This is a genomic window from Streptomyces sp. NPDC053542, from assembly GCF_044544685.1.
Lineage (GTDB): Bacteria > Actinomycetota > Actinomycetes > Streptomycetales > Streptomycetaceae > Streptomyces.
In genome coordinates this window covers 28,500-52,980 of record NZ_JBITXL010000010.1, presented here as the reverse complement: position 1 = coordinate 52,980, position 24,481 = coordinate 28,500, and the positions used below count along the sequence as shown (strand labels likewise).

The following is a 24,481-nucleotide window of genomic DNA, read 5'->3' as shown; positions in this document are numbered from 1 at the left end:
GTGGCACGGAACCCGTAAGGTGGTGTTCACCGACGCGGGGTGGAGCAGCTCGGTAGCTCGCTGGGCTCATAACCCAGAGGTCGCAGGTTCAAATCCTGTCCCCGCTACTGACGCAACAGTGCGTGTCAGAGGCCCCTTCCTCCGGGAAGGGGCCTCTGGCGTATGCACGCGCTCTCCGCGAAGATGGCGCTCGGGGCGAAGCGGGAGAAAGGTATCCCTTCCCGGCAGTTCTTGAAACGGGAATAAAAGGGTCAGAGTCGATCCCCGGCGTGATCGCCACGCAGAAAAGCGGTCGGAAGCTGTCGATAATTGCTGACTTTTCGTCAGCAGGCCAGTCCGGACGGTGGGATTCCCAACACTCGAAGGGTGAGGATGCCTTCCGGACCCCCAGCCGAACCCCCCGAGGAGCTGACGGCCCCGCTCGCGTACGAAGGTGTCTGGAGGTTCACCGCTCCGGCACTGGAGTCCTCGGTGCCACAGGCGCGGCACGCGGTACGGGATCTGCTCCGCGACCAGCGCGTACCGACGGGGCCCGACATCGTGGACGGCCTGCTGCTGATCACTTCCGAGCTGGTCACCAACGCGGTGCAGCACGCGGCCCTGCTCTCCCCGCAGATCACCGTCGAGCTCGCGGTCGGCGCCGACTGGGTGCGGGTCGCCGTCGAGGACAACCACCCCTACCGACCCAAGGCGCTGGAGGCCGACGAGGACGACCTCGGCGGCCGCGGCCTCTGGCTGATCAAAATGATCACGGCGGAGGCCGGCGGGAAGAGCGGCGTGGAGCACACGGCGAGCGGCGGCAAGGTCGTCTGGGCCGAACTGCCGCTCGCTCGTGTGCCGACGCCTACCAGCCCGCCGTCGACCCTGTGAGCTCCCGGATCGCCGGACGCGCCGCGTCCAGCACCGTCATGAACCACACCGAGAACGGCGCCTCGGAGTGCCGCCGGGCCAGCTCGTCCGGCGTCACGAAGGCGTACTCCCCGACCTCCTCGGGGTCCGGCTCCGGAGCGTCCCGGACCAGGCCCACGAAGAGGTGGTTGTACTCCTGCTCGACCAGCCCGGACTCCGGGTCCGGGTGGTTGTAGCGCACGGTGCCGGCCTCGCCGAGCAGCGACGGGGCGATGCCCAGCTCCTCGGCGGTGCGCCGCGCGGCGGCCGCGAACGGCTTCTCGCCCGGATACGGATGGCCGCAGGCCGTGTTGGACCACACACCGGGGGAGTGGTACTTCCCCAGCGCCCGGCGCTGCAGCAGCAGCCGGCCCTGCTCGTCGAAGAGGAACACGGAGAAGGCCCGGTGCAGCTGCCCGGGCGCCTGATGGGCGGCGAGCTTCTCCGCCGTGCCGATCGTTCTACCGTCCTCGTCCACCAACTCCAGCATGATCGGCTCGTCGGCCGCGTCCGTCGCCGTCATCGCGGCGGTCCCGGTGGTCTGTCCGTTGGCAGGTGTGATCGGCATGCCCATCCTTCGCGTTTCCTCGGTCCTCGATGGTCAAGTCTGCCCTAGTAGCGCCCGTATCAGGCGTACGGCGACGCCTTATGTGCCGCGTGGCAGAACCCGCGGCGCACAGCAGTGGCCGCGCGCCGTCTCAGACGGACCGGGCGCCCTCTTCCCGGGCCTCCGGGTGCCGCAGGCACCAGCCCTCCCAGGCCGAGGCGACCATCGCGTCGATGCCGTGCCGCGCGCGCCAGCCCAGCTCCTTCGTGGCCAGCTCGCAGGAGGCGACCACCCGCGCGGGGTCGCCGGCCCGCCGCCCCTTGACGACGGGCGCCAGGTCCGAGCGGCCGCTGATCCCGAGGACGAGGTCCGCCATCTCCCGCACGGAGACGCCCTGGCCGGTGCCCACGTTGAGCGTGAGGTCCCTGGGGCCGTCCTGGCCCGTGAGCCGCCGGGCGGCGGCGACGTGCGCGTCGGCCAGGTCCTCGACGTGGATGTAGTCGCGGACGCAGGTGCCGTCCGGGGTGTCGTAGTCGTCGCCGAAGATCAGCGGCGGCTCACCGGCCGTGACCTTCTCGAACATCATCGGGATGATGTTGAAGACCCCGACGTCCGCCAGCTCCGGCGCCGCCGCGCCCGCGACGTTGAAGTACCGCAGGCACGCGGTCTCGATGCCGTGCGCCCGGCCCGCGGCCCGCACCAGCCACTCGCCCGCGAGCTTGGTCTCGCCATAGGGGTTCATCGGCAGGCACGGGGTGTCCTCGGTGACCAGGTCCACGTCCGGCATGCCGTACACCGCCGCCGAGGAGGAGAGGACGAAGCGCCGCACGCCGGCCGCCGCCACCGCCTCCAGCAGCACGGTCAGCCCGTGCACGTTCTCCCGGTAGTACGTCAGCGGCTGCTCCACCGACTCGCCCACCTGCTTCTTCGCGGCGAGGTGGATGACGCCGGTCACGCCGTGCTCCGCGAGCGTGGCGTCCACCACGTCACGGTCCTGTACCGAAGCACGGACTAGGGGCACCCCCGCGGGCAGCCGCTCGGGGAATCCGCTGGAGACGTCGTCCAGTACGACGACCCGCTCACCCGCCGCCGCCATGGCCCTCGCCACATGCGCGCCGATATAACCCGTCCCACCTGTGATCAGCCATGTCATAACCGGCACCCTAACCAGGGCCGCAGTTGTTCATCGACGGCAAGATCGACCATGATGATCGCGGCAGACGCCACCGCCGGACGGTCACCGCCCGGTGAATGCGTGGTGAACGGCCGCATCCGGCGATCCGATAACCTCTGCCGACGTGCCACCGACCCCTGTGGGGCCCGAGGTGTGCCACGACTGCTGCCCGGGTAGTTCGTACCGAATGCGGACCGGCCGGCGGCCTTGCCAGCATTCAGGGAGTGAATTCGTCTGTCGACCGCAATCCTCACCGGTGCGCCGGTCGCCGGGTCGCCGCTCGAAGGCGACCTGCGCGAACTGGGCTTCGATGTCCGCAGCGCGGCCGACGCCGCCGAGGCGGCCCGGCTGCTGGCCGAGGTGCCGGCAGGCCGGCGGGTCGCACTGGTCGACTCGCGGTTCGTCGGTCACCTGCACAGCCTCCGGCTGGCGCTGACCGACCCGCGTTTCCCCGCCGCCGCGGTCACCGGCGCGCTCACGGCGCAGCCCGAGGCGCGCGCCGCGCTCACCCGGGCGCTCGCCACGGCGGGCTCCGCCGACGGGCTCCCGGACGCCGTCGCGGAGAGCCTGGACGCCCAGGGCGTATCGGTGCACCGCCCCGAGCTCGGCTCGCTGGTCGCTTCCGTACCCTCCGGCGCACAGCAGCGTCATGAGGCGCGGGCCGCGGTGAGCGCCGTGGACGACGAGGCCGTGCGGCTGCGGACCGCCGTGAAGTCCCGCGACGGGTTCTTCACGACGTACTGCATCAGCCCCTACTCCCGCTACATCGCCCGCTGGTGCGCGCGGCGCGGCCTGACCCCGAATCAGGTCACCACCGGGTCCCTGCTCACCGCGCTGATCGCGGCGGGCTGCGCGGCCACCGGCGACCGCCTCGGCTTCATCGCCGCCGGCCTGCTCCTCCTCTTCTCCTTCGTCCTGGACTGCACCGACGGGCAGCTCGCCCGCTACTCCCTGCAGTACTCGACGATGGGCGCCTGGCTGGACGCGACGTTCGACCGCGCCAAGGAGTACGCGTACTACGCGGGCCTGGCGCTCGGCGCGGCGCGCGGCGGCGATGACGTATGGGCCCTCGCGCTCGGCGCGATGGTGCTGCAGACGGTCCGGCACGTCGTCGACTTCTCCTTCAACGAGGCGAACCACGACGCGACCGCGAACACCAGCCCGACCGCGGCCCTCTCCGACAAGCTCGACAGCGTCGGCTGGACGGTCTGGGCCCGCCGGATGATCGTGCTGCCCATCGGCGAGCGCTGGGCCCTGATCGCGGTCCTCACCGCCTGCGCCACGCCCCGCATCGTCTTCTGGGTCCTGCTCATCGGCTGTGCGCTGGCCGCCTGCTACACGACCGCCGGCCGGGTGCTGCGCTCGCTGACCCGGCGCGCGCGCCGGACCGACCGGGCCGCGCAGGCGCTCGCCGACCTCGCGGACTCCGGCCCGCTCGCCGAGGGCTTCGCCGCCGCCTTCAAGGGCGCGGCGCGCAGGCTCCCCGGCTTCGCGGCCCCCGTGATCGCCGCCGCCGGCGCCGCTGTGATGATCGCCACCGCCGCGTTCACCGGCTGGGGCAGCCCCTGGGTCTGCGTCGCCGCGCTGGTGTACGCCCTGCTCTCCGGGCTGGCTGTCGCCCGCCCCCTCAAGGGCGCGCTGGACTGGCTCGTGCCGCCTCTTTTCCGCACTGGTGAATACGTCGCGATTCTGGTGATTGCGGCCCGTTCCGAGGTGAACGGAGCGTTGCCGGCGGCATTCGGGCTGGTGGCCGCGGTCGCCTACCATCACTACGACACGGTGTACCGCATCCGCGGCGGCAGCGGCGCGCCTCCGCGCTCTCTGGTGCGGGCGACCGGCGGACACGAGGGCCGTGCCCTCGTGGTCTCGGCCGCCGCGGCCGCACTGTCCACCTCAGGTTTCACAATCGCGCTCACGGTCCTCGCGGGGGCCCTGGCGCTGCTGGTGCTCATCGAGAGCATCCGCTTCTGGGTGTCCTCCCATGCACCCGCCGTACACGACGAAGGAGAACCCGCATGATCGGCCTCGTGCTGGCGGCCGGCGCCGGACGGCGTCTGCGTCCCTACACCGACACTCTGCCGAAGGCCCTGGTGCCGGTCGATGGTGACACCACCATCCTCGACCTCACCCTCGGCAACTTCGCGGAGATCGGCCTGACCGAGGTCGGGATCATCGTCGGCTACAAGAAGGAGGCCGTGTACGAGCGCAAGGAGGCGCTGGAGGCGAAGTACGGCCTCAAGCTCACCCTGATCGACAACGACAAGGCCGAGGAGTGGAACAACGCCTACTCCCTGTGGTGCGGCCGTGACGCGATCAAGCACGACGTGATCCTCGCCAACGGCGACACCGTGCACCCGGTCTCCGTCGAGAAGACCCTGCTCGCCGCGCGCGGCGACGGCAAGAAGATCATCCTCGCGCTGGACACGGTCAAGGACCTGGCCGACGAGGAGATGAAGGTCGTCGTCGACCCCGAGAAGGGCATGACGAAGATCACCAAGCTGATGGACCCGGCCGAGGCGACCGGCGAGTACATCGGCGTCACCCTCATCGAGGGCGAGGCTGCCGACGAGCTGGCCGACGCCCTCAAGACGGTCTTCGAGGCGGACCCGCAGCAGTTCTACGAGCACGGCTACCAGGAGCTCGTGAACCGCGGCTTCCGGATCGACGTGGCCCCGATCGGCGACGTCAAGTGGGTCGAGATCGACAACCACGACGACCTCGCGAAGGGCCGTGAAATCGCATGCCAGTACTGACGAGGCTCATCCCCTCGCCAGTCGTCGTCGACATCCGGCCGGGGGCGCTCAACGACCTGGCCGGGGTCCTCGCCGACCAGAGGATCTCGTCGTCAGGCAAGCTCGCCATCGCCATCAGCGGCGGTTCCGGCGCGGTGCTGCGTGAGCGGCTCGCGCCGGCGCTGCCCAGCGCCGAGTGGTTCGAGGTGGATGGTGGCACGCTCGACGACGCCATCAAGCTCGCCGACGCCATGAAGAAGAAGGGGCGTTACGACGCGGTCGTGGGCCTCGGCGGTGGCAAGATCATCGACTGCGCCAAGTTCGCCGCGGCGCGCGTCGGCCTGCCGCTGGTCGCCGTCGCGACGAACCTGTCGCACGACGGCCTGTGCTCGCCGGTCGCCACCCTCGACAACGACGCGGGCCGCGGCTCGTACGGCGTGCCGAACCCGATCGCGGTCGTCATCGACCTCGACATCATCCGCGAGGCCCCGGTCCGCTTCGTGCGCTCCGGCATCGGCGACGCCCTGTCCAACATCTCCGCGATCCGCGACTGGGAGCTCGCGGCGCGCGAGCGCGGCGAGGACATCGACGGCCTCGCGGCCGCGATGGCGCGCCAGGCGGGCGAGGCCGTCCTGCGCCATCCCGGCGGCGTCGGCGACGACGGCTTCCTGCAGGTGCTGGCCGAGGGCCTGGTCCTCACCGGCATCGCGATGTCCGTCTCCGGTGACTCGCGTCCGGCGTCCGGCGCCTGCCACGAGATCAACCACGCCTTCGACCTGCTCTTCCCCAAGCGCGCCGCCAGCCACGGCGAGCAGTGCGGCCTGGGCGCGGCCTTCGCGATGCATCTGCGCGGGGCGCACGAGGAGTCGGCGTACATGGCGCAGGTGCTGCGCCGGCACGGCCTTCCGGTCCTGCCGGAGGAGATCGGCTTCACCGTGGACGAGTTCGTCCAGGTCGTGGAGTACGCCCCGCAGACCCGGCCGGGCCGTTACACGATCCTGGAACATCTGAACCTGTCCACCGATCAGATCAGGGACGCATACGCCGACTATGCCAAAACCATCGGTAGCTGAACTCCGGCCGGTCGTTCACCCGGAGGGGGTGAAGGACCGGCGGAGCGGTGAGCACTGGGGCGGCCGGCTCTACATGCGCGAGATCTCGCTGCGTGTCGACCGGCACCTGGTGAACACCCGGGTCACCCCCAACCAGCTGACCTACCTGATGACCGTCTGCGGCGTCCTCGCCGCCCCGGCACTGCTGGTGCCGGGCGTGTGGGGGGCCGTGCTCGGCGTCGTCGCGGTCCAGCTGTACCTGCTGCTCGACTGCGTCGACGGCGAGATCGCCCGCTGGCGCAAGCAGTACTCGCTGGCCGGCGTCTGGATGGACCGTGTCGGCGCGTACCTGACCGACGCCGCGGTCCTCGTCGGCTTCGGTCTGCGCGCCGCCGACCTGTTCGGCTCCGGGCGGATCGACTGGCTGTGGGCGTTCCTCGGCACCCTCGCGGCGCTCGGCGCGATCCTGATCAAGGCGGAGACCGACCTCGTCGGCGTCGCCCGGCACCAGACCGGGAAGCCGCCGGTCCAGGAGTCGGCGTCCGAGCCGCGCTCGTCCGGCATGGCGCTGGCCCGCAAGGCCGCCGGGGCGCTCAAGTTCCACCGGCTGATCCTCGGGATCGAGGCGTCCCTGCTGATCCTGGTCCTGGCGATCCTGGACGCGGTCAGGGACGACCTGTTCTTCTCGCGGCTCGGCGTCGCCGTACTGGCCGGTATCGCGCTCCTCCAGACGCTGCTCCACCTCGTGTCCATCCTGGCTTCAAGCAGGCTCAAGTGACCCAGACTCCACAGAACCTGAAGCTCGGCGCGGTCGTCCTCACCATGGGCAACCGCCCCGACGAGCTGCGCGCGCTCCTCGACTCCGTCGCCAAGCAGCACGGCGACGCGGTCGAGGTGGTGGTCGTCGGCAACGGCTCGCCGCTGCCGGAGCTGCCCGACGGCGTACGGACCGTGGAGCTGCCGGAGAACGTCGGCATCCCGGCGGGCCGGAACGTCGGCATCGAGGCGTTCGGCCCCGCGGGCGCCGACAAGGACGTCCTGCTCTTCCTGGACGACGACGGCCTGCTCGCCAACATGGACACCGCCGAGCTGTGCCGCGAGGCGTTCGCCCGCGACCCTGCGCTTGGCATCATCAGCTTCCGCATCGCGGACCCGGACACCGGGGAGACCCAGCGCCGCCACGTACCGCGGCTGCGCGCGGCCGACCCGCTGCGCTCGTCGCGCGTCACGACCTTCCTCGGCGGCGCGAACGCGGTCCGCACGAAGGTCTTCGAGGAGGTCGGCGGGCTGCCCGACGACTTCTTCTACGCGCACGAGGAGACCGACCTCGCCTGGCGGGCCCTGGACGCCGGCTGGATGATCGACTACCGCGCCGACATGGTCCTGCTGCACCCGACCATGGCGCCCACCCGGCACGCCGTCTACCACCGGATGGTGGCGCGCAATCGGGTGTGGCTGGCGCGGCGGAACCTGCCCGCGCCGCTGGTCCCGGTCTACCTCGGGGTATGGCTGCTGCTGACGCTGGCCAGGCGCCCGTCCCTGCCGGGGCTGCGGGCCTGGCTGGGCGGCTTCAAGGAGGGCTGGACCACGTCGTGCGGCCCCAGGCGCCCCATGAAGTGGCGTACCGTGTGGCGCCTGACCCGACTGGGCCGGCCGCCGGTCATCTGACAAGCTCGGGTCGGAGAGCAGCATCCGGCGCGACCCGGGGGTACCCAGAGCCTGTGGCACCCCTGGGAAGCGCACCTTGAGGACGAAAGTGTCAACTGTGAGCGAGACCAGGCACGACAGTGCTGTCGCCATGAATGCGCCGCGGGGCCCCGAGGGCGGGCTCGAGCCGGCGCAGCTGGCCCAGAAGTACGGGCTGACGCAGAGCGGCGCCCGGCCGAGCCTGCCGGAGTACGTCCGTCAGCTGTGGCAGCGGCGTCACTTCATCTCGGCGTTCTCCAGCGCCAAGCTGACCGCCCAGTACAGCCAGGCCAAGCTGGGCCAGCTGTGGCAGGTGGCCACGCCGCTGCTGAACGCGCTGGTCTACTACTTGATCTTCGGCCTGCTCCTCGGCACCAGCCGGGGCGTGCCGGACTTCGTGCCGTTCCTGGTGACCGGCGTCTTCATCTTCACGTTCACGCAGAGCTCGGTGCTGGCGGGGACGCGGGCGATCTCGGGCAACCTCGGCCTGGTGCGGGCGCTGCACTTCCCGCGCGCCTGCCTGCCGATCTCGTTCTGCCTGATGCAGCTCAAGCAGCTGATGTTCTCCATGGGCGTGCTCGTGGTGATCCTGCTGGCCTTCGGGCAGGTGCCGGGCTGGTCGTGGCTGCTGGCGATCCCCGCGCTGTGCCTGCAGTTCGTCTTCAACACCGGCCTCGCGATGATCATGGCGCGGCTGGGCAGCAAGACCCCCGACCTGGCGCAGCTGATGCCGTTCATCCTGCGGACGTGGATGTACGCGTCCGGCGTGATGTACAGCATCGACCAGATCATGAAGAGCAAGCCCGTCCCGGGCTTCGTGCACTTCCTGCTGGACGTGAACCCGGCCGCGGTCTACATCGACCTGGTGCGGTTCGCGCTGATCGACTCCTTCACGTATGAGCAGCTGCCGACCCACGTGTGGGCGCTGGCCCTGGGCTGGGCGGTCGTGATGGGCGCGGTGGGCTTTGTGTACTTCTGGAAGGCGGAGGAGCGGTATGGCCGTGGCTGAGCAGCAGAGCACCGAAGCGCAGGACGCCGCCCCCGCGACCGCGGAGGAGCGCGTCCCGACCGTCATCGCCGATGACCTGCACATCGTGTACCGGGTCTACGGCTCGGGCGCGGGCCGGGGCAGTGCCACCGCGGCGCTGAACCGCATCATCCGCCGCAAGCCCTCCACGGGCGTGCGGGAGGTGCACGCGGTCAAGGGCGTGTCCTTCACCGCCTACCGGGGTGAGTCGATCGGCCTGATCGGCACGAACGGGTCGGGCAAGTCCACGCTGCTCAAGGCGGTGGCGGGGCTGCTGCCGGCCGAGCGCGGCCATGTCTACACCCACGGCCAGCCCTCCCTGCTGGGCGTCAACGCCGCCCTGATGAACGACCTGACCGGCGAGCGCAACGTCATCCTGGGCGGGCTGGCCATGGGCATGACCCGCGAGCAGGTCCGCGAGCGCTACCAGAGCATCGTCGACTTCTCCGGCATCAACGAGAAGGGCGACTTCATCAGCCTGCCGATGCGCACCTACTCCTCCGGCATGGCGGCCCGCCTGCGGTTCTCCATCGCGGCGGCCAAGGACCACGACGTCCTGATGATCGACGAGGCGCTGGCCACCGGCGACCGCAAGTTCCAGAAGCGGTCGGAGGCGCGCATCCGGGAGCTGCGCAAGGAGGCCGGCACGGTCTTCCTGGTCAGCCACAACAACAAGTCCATCCGGGACACCTGCGACCGGGTGCTGTGGCTGGAGAAGGGCGAGCTCCTCATGGACGGCCCCACGGATGAAGTGATCAAGGCGTACGAGAAGGAAACGGGCAAGTAGCCCGTATCCACAGAGAAGGCCCCCGTGCGTCCGGGCGCGGGGGCCTTCGATGTTGAAGAAATGGTCAACTCTGGCCGCGGACGGAACAGTTGCCCGCCCGGTGGAGTTGTCCGGATCGTTGCTGCGCGGTTCGGATCCGCTCGGACGGGTGTGAGATGTACGGCGTAAGCTGTACGGGTGCGGAACGGCACATGTGGTACAAGTCGGGCAAAATAGTCCGACGGCGCAGATGGGCGCCCTGATCGGACGGGCCGTGCGTGCGGCGTGTCCGAAATATGAAGTTTTAGCGTGGCGGTGTAGAACGGGAGACGTGACGGCAATGGCTACGGGATCTCTCCGGCTCCGGAACGCGCCGGGCAGCCTCCGGTGAGCCCGGAGCCTGTCGCGCCCGAGCGCGCCGTCCTCGACAAGGCCGCGCACGAGAACTTCCCCGTCGCGCCGTTCTTCCTGCCCCGCGCCTGGCGCGCCGACCTGATGGCGGTCTACGGGTTCGCCCGGCTGGTCGACGACATCGGCGACGGCGACCTCGCGCCGGGCGGCGCCGACGCGGTACTGCTCGGCCTCGACCGCGCGCGGGACGGGGGCACCTCCCGCTCGAGCGCAGCGGAGAGCGGGGAAGACCGGCTCGCACTGCTGGACGCCCTGGAGGCCGACCTGCGCCGGGTCTACAGCGACCGGGCGCCGGGCCCCCGGCACCCCCTCATGCGCCGCCTCGGCCCGACCGTGCGCCGCTGCGGGCTGAGCCCCGAGCCGTTCGAGCGTCTGATCGAAGCCAATCGGCAGGACCAGCGCGTCACCCGTTACGAGAGCTACGCGGACCTGCAGGACTACTGCGAGCTGTCCGCCAACCCCGTGGGCCGGCTGGTCCTGGGCATCACGGGCACGACCACGCCCGAACGGGTCCGCCGTTCGGATGCCATCTGCACCGCCCTCCAGATCGTCGAACACATCCAGGATGTGGCCGAGGACCTCCGGAGGGACCGTATCTATCTGCCCGCCGAAGACATGAAGCGCTTTGGTGTCGCGGAATCCGACCTGGCTGCTCCGACAGGGGGCGCACAGGCGCGTGCGCTGGTTGCATTCGAGGCGGAACGCGCCCGTGACCTGCTGAATGAAGGTGCCCCGCTGGTGGGTAGCGTCCACGGCAGACTCAAACTGCTGCTCGCCGGCTTCGTCGCCGGCGGACGTGCCGCCCTCCAGGCGGTAGCGGCCGCCGATCATGACGTCCTCCCTGGACCGCCCAAGCCCAGCAAGCTCAGTTTGCTGCGCGCGGTAGGGGCGACACTGCGAAGAGAGGGGTGAGTCGGACCGTGGAGGCAACCGCACACGCGTCCGCGCCGGTGCTCGCTGCGTACCGCTACTGCGAGGCCGTCACCGGGCAGCAGGCACGTAACTTCGCTTATGGAATCAGACTGCTGCCCGCCGACAAGCGCCAGGCGATGTCGGCGCTGTACGCGTTCTCGCGCCGGGTGGACGACATCGGCGACGGCGCGCTGGCGCCCGCCGAGAAGGAGCAGCGGCTCGCGGACACCCGAGGATTGCTGGCGCGCATCAAGGACGGCCGGGTCGCCGAGGACGACACCGACCCGGTCGCGGTCGCGCTCGCGGACGCGGCGCGCCGTTTCCCGCTGCCGCTGGGCGGTCTGGACGAGCTGATCGACGGCGTCCTGATGGATGTGCACGGCGAGACGTACGAGACCTGGGACGACCTCAAGGCGTACTGCCGCTGCGTCGCCGGGGCCATCGGGCGGCTCTCGCTCGGCGTGTTCGGCACCGTGCCCGGCGCCTCGGAGGCAGACCGCGCCCCCGAGTACGCCGATACGCTGGGGCTCGCCCTGCAGCTGACCAACATCCTCCGGGACGTCCGCGAGGACGCGGCCAACGGCCGTACGTACCTCCCCGCCGAGGACCTGGCGAAGTTCGGCTGCGCCGCCGGCTTCCACGGCTCCGTCCCGCCCTCCGGCGCGGACTTCACCGGCCTCGTCCACTTCGAAGTGCGCCGGGCCCGCACCCTGTTCGCCGAGGGCTTCCGGCTGCTGCCCATGCTCGACCGGCGCTCCGGCGCCTGCGTCGCCGCGATGGCCGGCATCTACCACCGCCTGCTGCGCCGGATCTCCGACGACCCCGAGGCGGTGCTGCGCGGCCGGGTCTCGCTGCCCGGCCACGAGAAGGCGTTCGTCGCCGTCCGCGGCCTGTCCGGGCTCGACGCCCGGGCGATCGGCCGCCGCCAGGCCGTCAGGAGGCGCGCATGAGAAGCCGAGCGAGCCAGGGCGCGCTCGCGCAGGTACGCGCCGTGCGACGGGCCCCGGAGCGGCGGGCAACTCCGCGGCGTATTGCTGCGTCCATGACAGCAGCATCCCGGGAGGACGCATGACTTCCGCCGACACACGGCCGGCCACGCACGTCACCGCGGGCACCTCCGGAGACGGGGGCGCCACCGCGGTCGTCGTCGGCGGCGGCCTCGCGGGCACCGCCGCGGCCCTCGCGCTCGCCGACGCCGGGCTGCGCGTCACCCTCGTCGAGGGCCGGCCGCGCCTCGGCGGCCTCGCCTTCTCCTTCCGCCGCGACTCCCCGGCCGGCGAGCTGAGCGTGGACAACGGCCAGCACGTCTACCTGCGCTGCTGCACCGCCTACCGGGACTTCCTGGAGCGCGTCGGCGGCGCGCAGCTGATGCCGATCCAGGACCGGCTGGACGTACCGGTGCTGGACGCCGACCCGGCCCGCGCCGCGGCGGGCATGCGCCTGGGCCGGCTGCGCCGCACCGCCCTGCCCGTACCGCTGCACCTCGCCGCGAGCCTGGCCGGCTACCCGCACCTCTCGCTCGCCGAGCGCGCCTCCGTCGGCCGCGCCGCGCTCGCCCTGAAGGCCCTGGACCCCGCCGACCCCGCGCTGGACCGCATCGACTTCGCGACCTGGCTCGCCCGGCACGGCCAGTCGCCGCGCGCCGTCGAGGCCCTGTGGGACCTGGTCGGCGTCGCCACGCTGAACGCCCGCGCCGCCGACGCCTCCGCCGGGCTCGCCGCCATGGTCTTCAAGACCGGCCTGCTCTCCGACCCCGGCGCCGCCGACATCGGCTGGTCCCGCGTCCCGCTCGGCGAGGTCCACGACACGCTCGCCCGGGCCGCGCTGGAGAAGGCCGGGGTGCGCGTCGAGACGCGTACCCGCGCGAGCGCCGTGACCCGGACCGACGAGCAGCGCTGGCAGGTCACCGTCGAGAACGGGCCGCACAGCCAGGAGCAGCTGGCCGCCGACACGGTCGTACTGGCCCTGCCGCAGCGCGAGACGCACGGCCTGCTGCCGCCCGGCGCGCTGGACCGCCCGGACCGGCTGCTGGACATCGGCACGGCCCCCATCCTCAATGTGCACGTGCTCTACGACCGCAAGGTCCTGCGCCGCCCGTTCTTCGCCACGCTCGGCTCGCCGCTGCAGTGGGTCTTCGACCGCACGGAGGCGTCCGGGCTGCAGGGCGGCGGGCAGTATCTCGCCGTCTCGCAGTCCGCGGCGCAGGACGAGATCGACCTGCCGGTCGGCGTGCTGCGCGAGCGGTACCTCCCGGAGCTCGCGCGGGTGCTGCCCGCCGCGCGCGGCGCGAAGGTCCGCGACTTCTTCGTCACCCGTGAGCGCACCGCGACGTTCGCACCCGCACCGGGCGTCGGCAGGCTGCGCGCCGCTGCCCGCACTCAGTCCACCGGCCTGTACCTGGCCGGTGCGTGGACCGCCACAGGGTGGCCCGCGACCATGGAAAGCGCTGTTCGCAGCGGCATCAGTGCCGCCCGCGAGGCACTCATCGAACTCGGCTTCCCCCAGGGATCACTGCCCCAGGAGGCGGCATGACAACGAGTACGCGCGCTCGCACGAGCACGAGCACCGGAAACAGAGGAGAAACCGTGAATCCGGCTTCCCCAGTAATCGACACCGAGGCGGTCACCGCACTCCTGGAGCGCGGGCGCAGGCTTGCCACTCCGGTGCTGCGGGCCGCCGTTGACCGGCTCGCGCCTCCGATGGACACCGTAGCCGCGTACCACTTCGGCTGGATCGACGCCGCGGGAGCGCCGTCGGCCGGCGACGGCGGCAAGGCCGTGCGCCCGGCCCTCGCCCTGCTCTCGGCCGAGGCCGCGGGCGCCGCGCCCGAGGTCGGCATCCCCGGCGCCGTCGCCGTGGAGCTCGTGCACAACTTCTCGCTGCTGCACGACGACCTCATGGACGGCGACGAGCAGCGCCGCCACCGCGACACCGTATGGAAGGTGCACGGACCCGCCCAGGCCATCCTGGTCGGCGATGCGCTCTTCGCGCTCGCCAACGAGATACTGCTGGAGCTGGAGACCGTGGACGCCGGGCGCGCGACGCGCCGGCTCACCGTCGCCACCCGCAAGCTGATCGACGGCCAGGCCCAGGACATCTCCTACGAGCACCGCGACCGGGTCACCGTCGCGGAGTGCCTGGAGATGGAGGGCAACAAGACCGGCGCGCTGCTGGCCTGCGCCGTCTCCATCGGCGCGGTACTGGGCGGCGCGAGCGACCGCACCGCCGACGTCCTGGAGAAGTACGGCTACCACCTCGGCCTCGCCTTCCAGGCCGTCGACGATCTGCTCGGCATCTGGGGCGACCCGGAGGCCACCGGCAAGCAGACCTGGTCCGACCTGCGGCAGCGCAAGAAGTCGCTGCCGGTCGTCGCCGCCCTGGACGCGGGCGGCCCGGCATCCGAGAAGCTCGCCCGCATTCTGGCCGAGGACGCCAAGAAGAGCGAGACCGAGATCGCCGATTTCACGGAGGCGGAGTTCGCCTCCCGCGCAGCCCTCATCGAGGAGGCCGGCGGCCGCGAGTGGACCTCGGAGGAGGCCCGCCGCCAGCACGCCACCGCGATCGCCGCACTCGACGAGGTCGATATGCCCGAAGCGGTCCGCGGCCAGCTCGTCGCCCTCGCGGACTTCGTCGTCGTACGGAAGAGATGATCACGATTACACCGAACTAGTTCGCAGTCGCCGGCCGGTGCCGGCCGCCCCGGTACGCCATACCGGGGCCGGCACCGGCCGACGGAAGCCCCATGCATTTGTCTTTGATTACTGCAGAAGGGGAAGCCATGACAGCGACGACCGACGGAAGCACCGGGGCACTGCCGTCCCGGGCACCCGCGGCCAGCGATGCCACCGCTGAGACCACCGACCAGAGGCCCGCGACCCCGCCCCCGGCGCCCGACGACCTGACGGGCGCGGCGCGGCAGGCGACCGCCCGGGCCACCGAATATCTCCTCTCCCTCCAGGACCCCGCCGGCTGGTGGAAGGGCGACCTCGACACCAATGTGACGATGGACGCCGAGGACCTGATGCTCCGCCAGTTCCTGGGCATCAGCGACCCGAAGACCACCGAGGCCGCGGCCCGCTTCGTACGCGGCGAGCAGCGCGACGACGGCACCTGGGCCAGTTTCTACGGCGGCCCCGGCGAGCTCTCCACCACCATCGAGGGCTATGTCGCCCTCCGCCTGGCCGGCGACCGGCCCGACGAGCCGCACATGGCCAGGGCCTCCGCCTGGATCCGTGCGCAGGGCGGCATCGCGGCGGCCCGCGTCTTCACCCGCATCTGGCTGGCCCTCTTCGGCTGGTGGAAGTGGGAGGACCTGCCGGACCTGCCCCCCGAGCTCATCGCCCTCCCGAAGTGGTTCCCGCTCAATATCTACGACTTCGGCTGCTGGGCCCGGCAGACCATCGTCCCGCTGACGATCGTCTCGGCCCACCGGCCCGTACGCCCCGCGCCGTTCGCCCTCGACGAGCTGCACACCGACCCGCGGAATCCGAACCCGCCGCGGCCGCTCGCCCCCGTCACCACCTGGGACGGCCTCTTCCAGCGCCTGGACAAGGCGCTGCACGCCTACCGCAAGGTCGCGCCGCGCCGGCTGCGCCGCAGTGCGATGCGCACCGCGGCGCGCTGGATCATCGAGCGGCAGGAGAACGACGGCTGCTGGGGCGGCATCCAGCCGCCCGCGGTCTACTCGGTCATCGCGCTGCATCTGCTGGGCTACGACCTGGACCACCCCGTGCTCCGCGAGGGCCTGGCCTCCCTGGACCGCTTCACGGTCTGGCGCGAGGACGGGCACGGTGCTCCCGTTCGCATGATCGAGGCGTGCCAGTCCCCGGTCTGGGACACCTGCCTCGCCACCATCGCGCTCGCCGACGCGGGACTGCCCCGCGACCACCCGCAGCTGGTCAAGGCCGCCGACTGGATGCTGGACGAGCAGATCGACCGGCCCGGCGACTGGGCCGTGCGCCGGCCGACGCTGCCCTCCGGCGGCTGGGCCTTCGAGTTCGAGAACGACAACTACCCGGACATCGACGACACCGCCGAGGTCGTCCTCGCGCTGCGCCGGGTCGAGCACCCGGACCCGCAGCGCGTCGAGGACGCCGTGCGCCGCGCCGTGCGCTGGAACCTCGGCATGCAGTCCCGCAACGGTGCCTGGGGCGCCTTCGACGCCGACAACACCAGCCCCTTCCCGGACCGGCTGCCCTTCTGCGACTTCGGCGAGGTCATCGACCCGCCGTCGGCCGATGTCACCGCGCACGTCGTGGAGATGGCGGCGGACGTCGGCAGCACCCACGACCCGCGTATCCGGCGCGGCATCGAATGGCTGCTGGCCGAGCAGGACCCGACCGGCGCCTGGTTCGGCCGCTGGGGCACCAACTACGTCTACGGCACCGGCTCCGTACTGCCCGCGCTGGTCGCGGCCGGCATCCCCGCCTCGCACCCCGCGATCCGCCGCGCGGTCGCCTGGCTGGAGAGCGTGCAGAACGACGACGGCGGCTGGGGCGAGGACCAGCGCTCCTACAAGGACCGCGACTGGATCGGGCGCGGCGCCTCGACCGCCTCGCAGACCGGCTGGGCGCTTATGGCGCTGCTCGCGGCCGGCGAGCGGGAGAGCAAGGCCGTGGAGCGCGGCGTGCGGTGGCTGGCCGCCACGCAGCGCCCCGACGGCTCCTGGGACGAGCCGTACTTCACCGGTACCGGCTTCCCCTGGGACTTCTCCATCAACTACCACCTCTACCGGCAGGTCTTCCCGCTCACGGCCCTGGGCCGCTATCTGGGCGGCGGTCCGGCCGGAGCGGCCGTGAGGTCCTAGATGACCGTCCCGGACGGCCCGTCCCCGGGCCCGCCGCCACCGCTGCTGGTCGCCTGCGCGCTCGGCATCGAGCGCCTCGCGCTGCGCGGCGGCCCGGCCGGCACGGTGCTCCGCACGGGCATGGGCCCGCAGGCGGCGGAGCGGGCCATCGGCGCCGCGCTCGGCGCCGGCTCGCCCACCGCGGCCTCGCCGGTCGTCGCCAGCGGCTTCTGCGCCGGGCTCGCGCCGGGCATGCGCCCCGGTGACGTGGTCGTCGCGGACGCCACCCGCGAGCACCAGCCGGACCGCCCCGAGGCCGTCTGCCGCGACAACGCGCCGCTCGTCGCGGCCCTGAAGGAGCGCGGCCTGACCGTGCACTCCGGGCTGCTGCTCGGCAGTGACCACGTCGTACGCGGCGCCGAGCGGACCGCGCTGCACGCCGCCGGGGCGGTCGCCGTGGACATGGAGTCCGCGGCGACGCTCGGCAGTGCGCTGCGGGCCGGGCCCCGCCCCGTTGCCGCCGTCCGGGTGGTCGTGGACGCTCCAGAGCACGAACTCGTTCGTATTGGGACGATACGCGGGGGAATATCGGCCTTCCGTGTCTTGTGTGCCGTCCTTCCCGTTTTCTTTGAATGGCACCGTTCTTTGCTGCTCCCCAGGAGGTGAGCCAGATGGCCATGCCGCTCCGTCAGACCATCAGGGTCGGGACGTATCTCTTTGAACAGAAAGTGCTCCGGCGGCGTGCGAAGTTCCCGCTCATCGTCGAGCTGGAGCCGCTTTACGCGTGCAACCTCGCGTGCGAGGGCTGCGGAAAGATCCAGCACCCGGCCGGGGTGCTGAAGCAGCGGATGCCGGTCGCCCAGGCGGTCGGTGCCGTACTGGAATCCGGCGCCCCGATGGTCTCCATCGCGGGCGGCGAGCCCCTGATGCACCCTCAGATCGACGAGATCGTGCGCCAGCTGGTCGCCAAGAAGAAGTACGTCTTCCTGTGCACCAACGCCATGCTGCTGCGCAAGAAGATGGACAAGTTCACCCCGTCGCCGTACTTCGCCTTCGCCGTGCACATCGACGGGATGCGCGAGCGGCACGACGAGTCCGTGGCCAAGGAAGGCGTCTTCGACGAGGCCGTGGCGGCCATCAAGGAGGCCAAGCGCCGCGGCTTCCGCGTCACCACCAACTCCACCTTCTTCAACACCGACACCCCGCAGACCATCATCGAGGTGCTCAACTACCTCAACGACGACCTCAAGGTCGACGAGATGATGCTCTCGCCCGCCTACGCCTACGAGAAGGCCCCCGACCAGGAGCACTTCCTCGGCGTCGAGCAGACCAGGGAGCTGTTCAAGAAGGCGTTCGCCGGCGGCAACCGGCGCCGCTGGCGGCTCAACCACAGCCCGCTCTTCCTGGACTTCCTGGAGGGCAAGGCGGACTTCCCCTGCACCGCCTGGGCGATCCCGAACTACTCCCTGTTCGGCTGGCAGCGCCCCTGCTACCTGATGAGCGACGGGTACGTCCCCACGTACCGGGAGCTGATCGAGGAGACGGACTGGGACAAGTACGGCCGCGGCAAGGACCCGCGCTGCGCCAACTGCATGGCGCACTGCGGCTACGAGCCGACCGCCGTCCTGGCGACCATGGGCTCCCTGAAGGAGTCGCTGCGCGCCGCCCGCGAGACCGTCGCCGGAAGCCGCGGGTGACGTCATGACCATTGGTGAGCCTGTCAGGTTGGGGCTCCCCGAGGTTCCGGCCCGGCCCCTGGCCATCCGGCGCGTCTCGCGCCGGATCCAGGTCGGGCCGGTGGCCGTGGGCGGGGGTGCGCCCGTCTCCGTGCAGTCGATGACGACGACGCGGACCGCGGACATCGGGGCGACGCTGCAGCAGATCGCGGAGCTGACGGCTTCGGGCTGCCAGATCGTGCGGGTGGCGTGCCCGACGCAGGACGACGCGGACGCGCTGCCGGTGATCGCGAAGAAGTCCGGTATCCCGGTGATCGCCGATATTCACTTCCAGCCGAAGTACGTGTTCGCGGCGATCGACGCGGGCTGCGCGGCGGTCCGGGTGAACCCGGGCAACATCAAGCAGTTCGACGACAAGGTCAAGGAGATCGCCAAGGCGGCCAACGACGCCGGCACCCCGATCCGCATCGGCGTGAACGCGGGCTCCCTGGACCGCCGCCTGCTGCAGAAGTACGGCAAGGCCACCCCCGAGGCGCTGGTGGAGTCGGCGCTGTGGGAGGCGAGCCTCTTCGAGGAGCACGGCTTCCGCGACATCAAGATCTCGGTGAAGCACAACGACCCGGTGGTCATGGTCAACGCCTACCGGCAGCTGGCCGCGCAGTGCGACTACCCGCTGCACCTGGGTGTCACCGAGGCGGGCCCGGCCTTCCAGGGCACCATCAAGTCGGCCGTCGCCTTCGGCGCGCTGCTGTCCGAGGGCATCGGCGACACGATCCGCGTCTCGCTCTCCGCGCCGCCGGCGGAGGAGGTCAAGGTCGGTATCTCCATCCTGGAGTCGCTGAACCTGCGGCAGCGCCGCCTGGAGATCGTCTCCTGCCCGTCGTGCGGGCGTGCGCAGGTGGATGTGTACAAGCTGGCCGAAGAGGTCACCGCGGGACTGGACGGCATGGAGGTGCCGCTCCGCGTCGCAGTGATGGGCTGCGTGGTGAACGGTCCCGGTGAGGCCCGCGAGGCCGACCTGGGTGTCGCCTCCGGCAACGGCAAGGGGCAGATCTTCGTCAAGGGCAAGGTCATCAAGACCGTCCCGGAGTCGAAGATCGTGGAGACCCTCATCGAGGAGGCCATGAAGATCGCCGAACGCATGGCAGCCGAGGGAGCGGCCACCGGCGCCCCCGACGTCACCGTCGGCTGAACCGACATCCGGCGGAGCCGCCGGCCGCGACCCCGACGGCTCCGCCGGCAGGAAAAAGAGGAGGGGGACCCAGCATGTCGATGCTCGAATACATCCGGGAACCGCAGGACCTCAAGGAGGTACCGGTCGACCGCCTCGGCGAACTGGCCGCGGAGATCCGCCAGTTCCTCATCCAGGCGGTCGCCCGCACCGGCGGCCACCTCGGCCCCAACCTGGGCGTGGTGGAGCTGACCATCGCCCTGCACCGGGTGTTCGACTCGCCCGCCGACCGCATCCTGTGGGACACCGGGCACCAGTCGTACGTCCACAAGATCCTGACCGGCCGGCAGGACTTCTCCAAGCTCCGCGGCAAGGGCGGTCTGTCCGGGTACCCCTCGCGCGAGGAATCCGTCCACGACGTCATCGAGAACAGCCACGCCTCCACCGTCCTCGGCTGGGCCGACGGGCTGGCCAAGGCCAACCAGGTACTGGGGAAGAGCGACCACGTCGTCGCGGTCACCGGGGACGGCGCGCTCACCGGCGGCATGGCCTGGGAAGCGCTCAACAACATCGCGGCCGAGGACCGGCCGCTGATCATCGTCGTCAACGACAACGAGCGCTCCTACGCGCCCACCATCGGCGGCCTCGCTGACCACCTCGCCACCCTCCGCACCACCGACGGCTACGAACGCTTCCTGTCCTGGGGCAAGGACGTCCTGCACCGCACGCCGGTCGTCGGCAGGCCGCTGTACGGGTCGCTGCACGGCGCGAAGAAGGGCTTCAAGGACGCCTTCGCGCCCCAGGGGATGTTCGAGGACCTGGGCCTGAAGTACGTCGGCCCGATCGACGGGCACGACATCGAGGCCGTGGAGTCCGCGCTGCGCCGCGCCGCCCGCTTCCACGGTCCCGTACTGGTGCACTGCCTCACCGAGAAGGGCCGCGGCTACCGGCCGGCCCTGGAGGACGAGGCCGACCGCTTTCATACCGTCGGCGTGATGGACCCGCTGACCTGCGCGCCGGTCGCGCCGCCCGGCCCGCCGTCCTGGACCTCCGTCTTCGGCGACGAGATGGTCCGCATCGGCGCCGAGCGCCCGGACGTGGTGGCCCTCACCGCCGCCATGCTGCAGCCCGTGGGCCTGGGCAGGTTCGCCGAGGCGTACCCGGACCGGATCTGGGACGTGGGCATCGCCGAGCAGCACGCCGCGGTCTCGGCGGCCGGGCTCGCCACCGGCGGCCTGCACCCGGTCTTCGCGGTCTACGCGACCTTCCTCAACCGCGCGTTCGACCAGATCCTGATGGACGTCGCGCTGCACAGGTGCGGGGTCACCTTCGTACTGGACCGGGCCGGCGTCACCGGCACCGACGGGCCGAGCCACAACGGCATGTGGGACATGTCGATCCTCCAGGTCGTGCCGGGCCTGCGGATCGCCGCGCCGCGCGACGCCGACCAGCTCCGCGCCCAGCTGCGCGAGGCCCTCGACGTCGACGACGCGCCGACCGTCGTGCGCTACCCCAAGGAGTCCGTCGGCGACCCGGTCCCCGCGCTGGAGCGGACCGGGGGAGTGGACGTCCTCGCCCGCGGCGGCCGGGAGGACGTGCTGCTGGTCGCGGTCGGCGTGATGGCGCCGGTCTGCCTGGAGGCGGCGGCCCTCCTCGAAGCGCGCGGCATCGGCACCACCGTCATCGACCCCCGCTGGGTCAAGCCGGTCGACCCGGAGATCCCGCGGCTCGCCGCGCGGCACGCCGCGGTGGCCGTCGTGGAGGACAGCAGCCGCACCGGCGGCGTCGGCTCGGCGGTCGGCCAGGCGCTGCGCGACGCCGACGTGGACCTGCCGCTGCGCACCTTCGGCATCCCCGAACAGTTCCTCGCGCACGCCAAGCGGGGCGAGGTGCTGGCCGACATCGGCCTGACCCCGGCGGAGATCGCGGGCCGCATCGCCGAGAGCCTGCCCCGTACGGACGACCGCGCGGCGGCCGTCGCGGCCGTCAAGGAGACCAACGACGCATGACCGGATTCGACCTCACCAAGCTGCTCGCCGAGCGCGGCGCCGAACGCTACGACCTGCACGCCAAGTACCTGAACCACCAGCTGCCGCGGATGCTGCACACCATCGGCTTCGACAAGGTCTACGAGCGGGCCGAGGGCGCGTACTTCTGGGACGACCAGGGGCAGGACTACCTGGACATGCTCGCCGGGTTCGGTGTGATGGGCCTCGGCCGGCACCACCCCGTGGTCCGGCAGGCGCTGCACGACGTACTGGACGCCGGGCTCGCCGACCTCACCCGCTTCGACTGCCCGCCGCTGCCCGGACTGCTCGCCGAGAAGCTGCTCCGGTACGCGCCGCACCTGGACCGGGTCTTCTTCGGGAACAGCGGCACGGAGGCCGTCGAGACGGCGCTGAAGTTCGCCCGGTACGCGACGGGCCGCCCGCGCGTCCTGTACTGCACGCACGCCTTCCACGGCCTGACCACGGGCTCGCTCTCGGTCAACGGCGAGGCCGGCTTCCGCGACGGCTTCGCGCCGCTGCTGCCGGACACCGCAGTCGAGATGGGCGACCTGGACGCGCTGGAGCGGGAGCTGAAGCGCGGCGACGTGGCGGCCTTCGTCGTGGAGCCGATCCAGGGCAAGGGCGTGCACCCCACTCCGCCGGGCTTCCTGCGCGCCGCACAGGACCTGCTGCACAAGCACAAGGCGCTGCTGATCGCCGACGAGGTGCAGACCGGCCTCGGCCGCACCGGCGACTTCTTCGCCTACCAGCACGAGCCCGGCGTCGAGCCGGACCTGGTCTGCGTGGCCAAGGCGCTGTCCGGCGGCTATGTGCCGGTCGGCGCCACGCTCGGCAAGGAGTCGGTCTTCAAGAAGGTCTACTCCTCGATGGACCGGGTGCTGGTGCACTCCGCCAGCTTCGGGTCCAATGCGCAGGCGATGGCCGCGGGGCTGGCGGTCCTGACCGTCATGGAGGACGAGGGGATCGTCGCCGGGGTGCGGTCGACGGGCGACCTGCTGCGCGCCCGCCTGACCGAGCTGATCCCGAAGTACGAGCTGCTGCACGACGTGCGGGGCCGCGGCCTGATGATCGGCATCGAGTTCGGCCGCCCCAAGTCGCTGGCCCTGCGCGGCCGCTGGACGATGCTCCAGGCGGCCCGCAAGGGACTCTTCGCGCAGATGGTCGTCGTACCGCTGCTGCAGAAGCACCGCATCCTCACCCAGGTCTCCGGCGACCACCTCGAAGTCATTAAGCTCATCCCGCCGCTGATCATCGGCGAGCCGGAAGTGGACCGCTTCATCGAGGCGTTCACGGCCGTCATGGACGACGCCCACGCGGGCGGCGGCCTGATGTGGGACTTCGGGCGGACGCTGGTGAAGCAGGCGGTCGCCCACAGATGAGGCGATGACGGGGGAGGCGGACGGTGGTCGCACCGACGACGGTACGGGCCGTGAACGCGATGACGGCGGGCTGGGCGCGGGCCGCGGCAGGTGAGGGCGGGGGAGCGGAGCGTGGCACCGTCCTCACGACGGCCGGTGTCTGGCCGCTGCTCGCTCTGCTCGCTGGCCCGGCGCACGGCCCGGCCCGCGCGGAGCTGGCCGCTGCCCTGGGCGTGCCCGCCGAGTCCGCCGCCGCGGCGGGCCGGGAGCTCCTCGCTGCGCTGGAAGCCGCGCCGGGCGTCCGGGCTGCGATCGGCCTGTGGGCGCGCCGCTCGCTGGAGTTGCGCGCGGAGTGGCGCGCCGAACTGCCCCTGGACACCTACGGCGAGCTCACCGGGGACGTCGAGGCGGACCTGGCGGAGCTGAACGCCTGGGCCGCGCGGCGCACCGACGGCATGATCGGCAAGATGCCGCCGGTCGTCGGCCCGGACACGCTCTTCGTGCTCGCCTCCGCGCTGGTGGTCCGGACGACCTGGACGACGCCGTTCACCGAGACGCTGCTCACCCCGCAGGCCGGACCGTGGCGCGGGCGCCGGCTGGCCGGACTGCTCCGCTCCGGCTCCCTGGACGACCTCCTCGCGGTGCACAGCACGCCGCGGGGCCCGCTCACCCGGCTGCGCGTCGAGGGCGACAACGGGCTCGATGTGCATCTGGTGCTCGGCCCCGAGGGCCACGCCGGTGGCGAGGTACTGGACGCCGGGATCGCGGCCCTGGACGGCGCGTACCCCACCACGTACGGGGACGCGCTGCCCAAGGGCGACGAGGTTGCCCCGGGCGTCGGCGTCACCGCCGTGCCGAGCTGGGACAAGCAGCCGACCCTCGTGACCCGGTCCGTCCCGTTCACCGTCGACGCAGAACACGACCTGCGCGACCACGCGGCGCTGTTCGGCCTGGAGAGCGCGCTGGACACCACGCGGGGCCACTTCCCCGGCATCAGCGCCTACCCGCTGGCCGTCTCGGCGGCCAAGCAGTCCGCCACCGCGACCTTCGGCCCGCTGGGCTTCCGCGCCGCGGCGGTCACCGCCGTCGCCGCGATGCCCGGCAGCGCCCCGATGACCCCGCCGTACAAGGCCCGGCAGGTCGAGGCGCGCTTCGACCGGCCCTTCGGGTTCCTTGCCGTACAGCGGGAGACCGGCCTGGTCCTCGCCGCCGGCTGGGTGGCCGGCCCCGACGCGCGCTGACGGGCCGGCACCCCGGAGCGCCCGGCCCGTCAGCACCGCACGTCGG

21 protein-coding genes and 1 tRNA gene are annotated in these 24,481 nt (G+C 71.6%); 20 read left to right on the top strand and 2 right to left on the bottom strand.

Annotated features, from left to right (window positions below; all coding sequences use genetic code 11):
• Positions 1–33 precede the first annotated feature (33 nt).
• A tRNA-Met gene (locus tag ACIGXO_RS26410) sits at positions 34–107 on the top strand.
• 265 nt (positions 108–372) lie between these two features.
• Complete coding sequence (locus tag ACIGXO_RS26405; RefSeq protein ID WP_399792157.1) at positions 373–870, top strand: ATP-binding protein; 498 nt, start codon at positions 373–375, stop codon at positions 868–870.
• Here ACIGXO_RS26405 and idi read toward each other — a convergent pair.
• The gene (gene idi / locus ACIGXO_RS26400) at positions 845–1,456 is read right to left on the bottom strand and encodes an isopentenyl-diphosphate Delta-isomerase (RefSeq protein ID WP_399791659.1); all 612 of its coding nucleotides are present in this window, start codon (positions 1,454–1,456) and stop codon (positions 845–847) included. The two genes, ACIGXO_RS26405 and idi, sit on opposite strands and share 26 nt — an antisense overlap.
• A gap of 130 nt (positions 1,457–1,586) precedes the next feature.
• A complete protein-coding gene (gene galE, locus ACIGXO_RS26395) occupies positions 1,587–2,588 on the bottom strand; it encodes a UDP-glucose 4-epimerase GalE (protein WP_399791657.1) in 1,002 nt (333 codons plus the stop codon).
• Between the two features lie 255 nt (positions 2,589–2,843).
• Between galE and ACIGXO_RS26390 the strand changes: the two genes are divergently transcribed.
• The 18 genes from ACIGXO_RS26390 to ACIGXO_RS26305 all read left to right on the top strand — a co-directional run bounded on the left by ACIGXO_RS26390 (position 2,844) and on the right by ACIGXO_RS26305 (position 24,435).
• On the top strand, positions 2,844–4,628 hold the full coding sequence (locus tag ACIGXO_RS26390; RefSeq protein WP_399792155.1) for a DUF5941 domain-containing protein: 1,785 nt from the start codon (positions 2,844–2,846) through the stop codon (positions 4,626–4,628).
• Entirely contained in the window at positions 4,625–5,362 is a 738-nt protein-coding gene (locus ACIGXO_RS26385) for a sugar phosphate nucleotidyltransferase (RefSeq protein WP_030253244.1), read from the top strand. Before ACIGXO_RS26390 ends, ACIGXO_RS26385 begins: the two co-directional genes overlap by 4 nt.
• The gene (locus tag ACIGXO_RS26380) at positions 5,350–6,414 is read left to right on the top strand and encodes an iron-containing alcohol dehydrogenase family protein (protein WP_399791654.1); all 1,065 of its coding nucleotides are present in this window, start codon (positions 5,350–5,352) and stop codon (positions 6,412–6,414) included. Before ACIGXO_RS26385 ends, ACIGXO_RS26380 begins: the two co-directional genes overlap by 13 nt.
• On the top strand, positions 6,392–7,171 hold the full coding sequence (locus ACIGXO_RS26375; protein WP_399791652.1) for a CDP-alcohol phosphatidyltransferase family protein: 780 nt from the start codon (positions 6,392–6,394) through the stop codon (positions 7,169–7,171). The genes ACIGXO_RS26380 and ACIGXO_RS26375 overlap by 23 nt, the downstream gene beginning before the upstream one ends.
• 44 nt (positions 7,172–7,215) lie before the next feature.
• The gene (locus ACIGXO_RS26370; RefSeq protein ID WP_399792153.1) at positions 7,216–8,061 is read left to right on the top strand and encodes a glycosyltransferase family 2 protein; all 846 of its coding nucleotides are present in this window, start codon (positions 7,216–7,218) and stop codon (positions 8,059–8,061) included.
• Positions 8,062–8,158: 97 nt separating this feature from the next.
• Positions 8,159–9,088: an ABC transporter permease gene (locus ACIGXO_RS26365; RefSeq protein ID WP_399791650.1), complete on the top strand. Its 930-nt coding sequence runs from the start codon at positions 8,159–8,161 to the stop codon at positions 9,086–9,088.
• Complete coding sequence (locus tag ACIGXO_RS26360) at positions 9,075–9,893, top strand: ABC transporter ATP-binding protein (protein ID WP_399791648.1); 819 nt, start codon at positions 9,075–9,077, stop codon at positions 9,891–9,893. The genes ACIGXO_RS26365 and ACIGXO_RS26360 overlap by 14 nt, the downstream gene beginning before the upstream one ends.
• A 366-nt stretch (positions 9,894–10,259) precedes the next feature.
• Positions 10,260–11,195 (top strand): squalene synthase HpnC, encoded by a 936-nt coding sequence (gene hpnC / locus ACIGXO_RS26355; RefSeq protein ID WP_399791646.1) that lies wholly within the window; start codon positions 10,260–10,262, stop codon positions 11,193–11,195.
• Positions 11,192–12,145 (top strand): presqualene diphosphate synthase HpnD, encoded by a 954-nt coding sequence (hpnD, locus tag ACIGXO_RS26350; protein ID WP_399791644.1) that lies wholly within the window; start codon positions 11,192–11,194, stop codon positions 12,143–12,145. Before hpnC ends, hpnD begins: the two co-directional genes overlap by 4 nt.
• Before the next feature lie 118 nt (positions 12,146–12,263).
• Positions 12,264–13,727: a hydroxysqualene dehydroxylase HpnE gene (gene hpnE, locus ACIGXO_RS26345; RefSeq protein ID WP_399791642.1), complete on the top strand. Its 1,464-nt coding sequence runs from the start codon at positions 12,264–12,266 to the stop codon at positions 13,725–13,727.
• Complete coding sequence (locus ACIGXO_RS26340; RefSeq protein WP_399791640.1) at positions 13,724–14,845, top strand: polyprenyl synthetase family protein; 1,122 nt, start codon at positions 13,724–13,726, stop codon at positions 14,843–14,845. The genes hpnE and ACIGXO_RS26340 overlap by 4 nt, the downstream gene beginning before the upstream one ends.
• 128 nt (positions 14,846–14,973) lie before the next feature.
• Positions 14,974–17,001 (top strand): squalene--hopene cyclase, encoded by a 2,028-nt coding sequence (gene shc, locus ACIGXO_RS26335; protein WP_399791638.1) that lies wholly within the window; start codon positions 14,974–14,976, stop codon positions 16,999–17,001.
• Positions 17,002–17,646, top strand: a complete 645-nt coding sequence (locus ACIGXO_RS26330; protein WP_399791636.1) for a 1-hydroxy-2-methyl-2-butenyl 4-diphosphate reductase — start codon at positions 17,002–17,004, stop codon at positions 17,644–17,646.
• A gap of 5 nt (positions 17,647–17,651) precedes the next feature.
• Positions 17,652–18,677, top strand: coding sequence for an adenosyl-hopene transferase HpnH (gene hpnH / locus ACIGXO_RS26325; RefSeq protein WP_399791634.1), 1,026 nt, complete (start codon positions 17,652–17,654; stop codon positions 18,675–18,677).
• A 4-nt stretch (positions 18,678–18,681) separates the two neighbouring features.
• On the top strand, positions 18,682–19,848 hold the full coding sequence (gene ispG / locus ACIGXO_RS26320; RefSeq protein WP_399791632.1) for a flavodoxin-dependent (E)-4-hydroxy-3-methylbut-2-enyl-diphosphate synthase: 1,167 nt from the start codon (positions 18,682–18,684) through the stop codon (positions 19,846–19,848).
• Positions 19,849–19,922: 74 nt separating this feature from the next.
• On the top strand, positions 19,923–21,836 hold the full coding sequence (dxs, locus tag ACIGXO_RS26315) for a 1-deoxy-D-xylulose-5-phosphate synthase (RefSeq protein ID WP_399791630.1): 1,914 nt from the start codon (positions 19,923–19,925) through the stop codon (positions 21,834–21,836).
• Positions 21,833–23,215, top strand: coding sequence for an aspartate aminotransferase family protein (locus ACIGXO_RS26310; RefSeq protein ID WP_399791628.1), 1,383 nt, complete (start codon positions 21,833–21,835; stop codon positions 23,213–23,215). Before dxs ends, ACIGXO_RS26310 begins: the two co-directional genes overlap by 4 nt.
• 23 nt (positions 23,216–23,238) lie before the next feature.
• Positions 23,239–24,435 carry a serpin family protein gene (locus tag ACIGXO_RS26305; protein ID WP_399791626.1) on the top strand — a complete coding sequence of 399 codons (1,197 nt, stop codon included), beginning with the start codon at positions 23,239–23,241 and terminating at the stop codon, positions 24,433–24,435.
• Positions 24,436–24,481 lie beyond the last annotated feature (46 nt).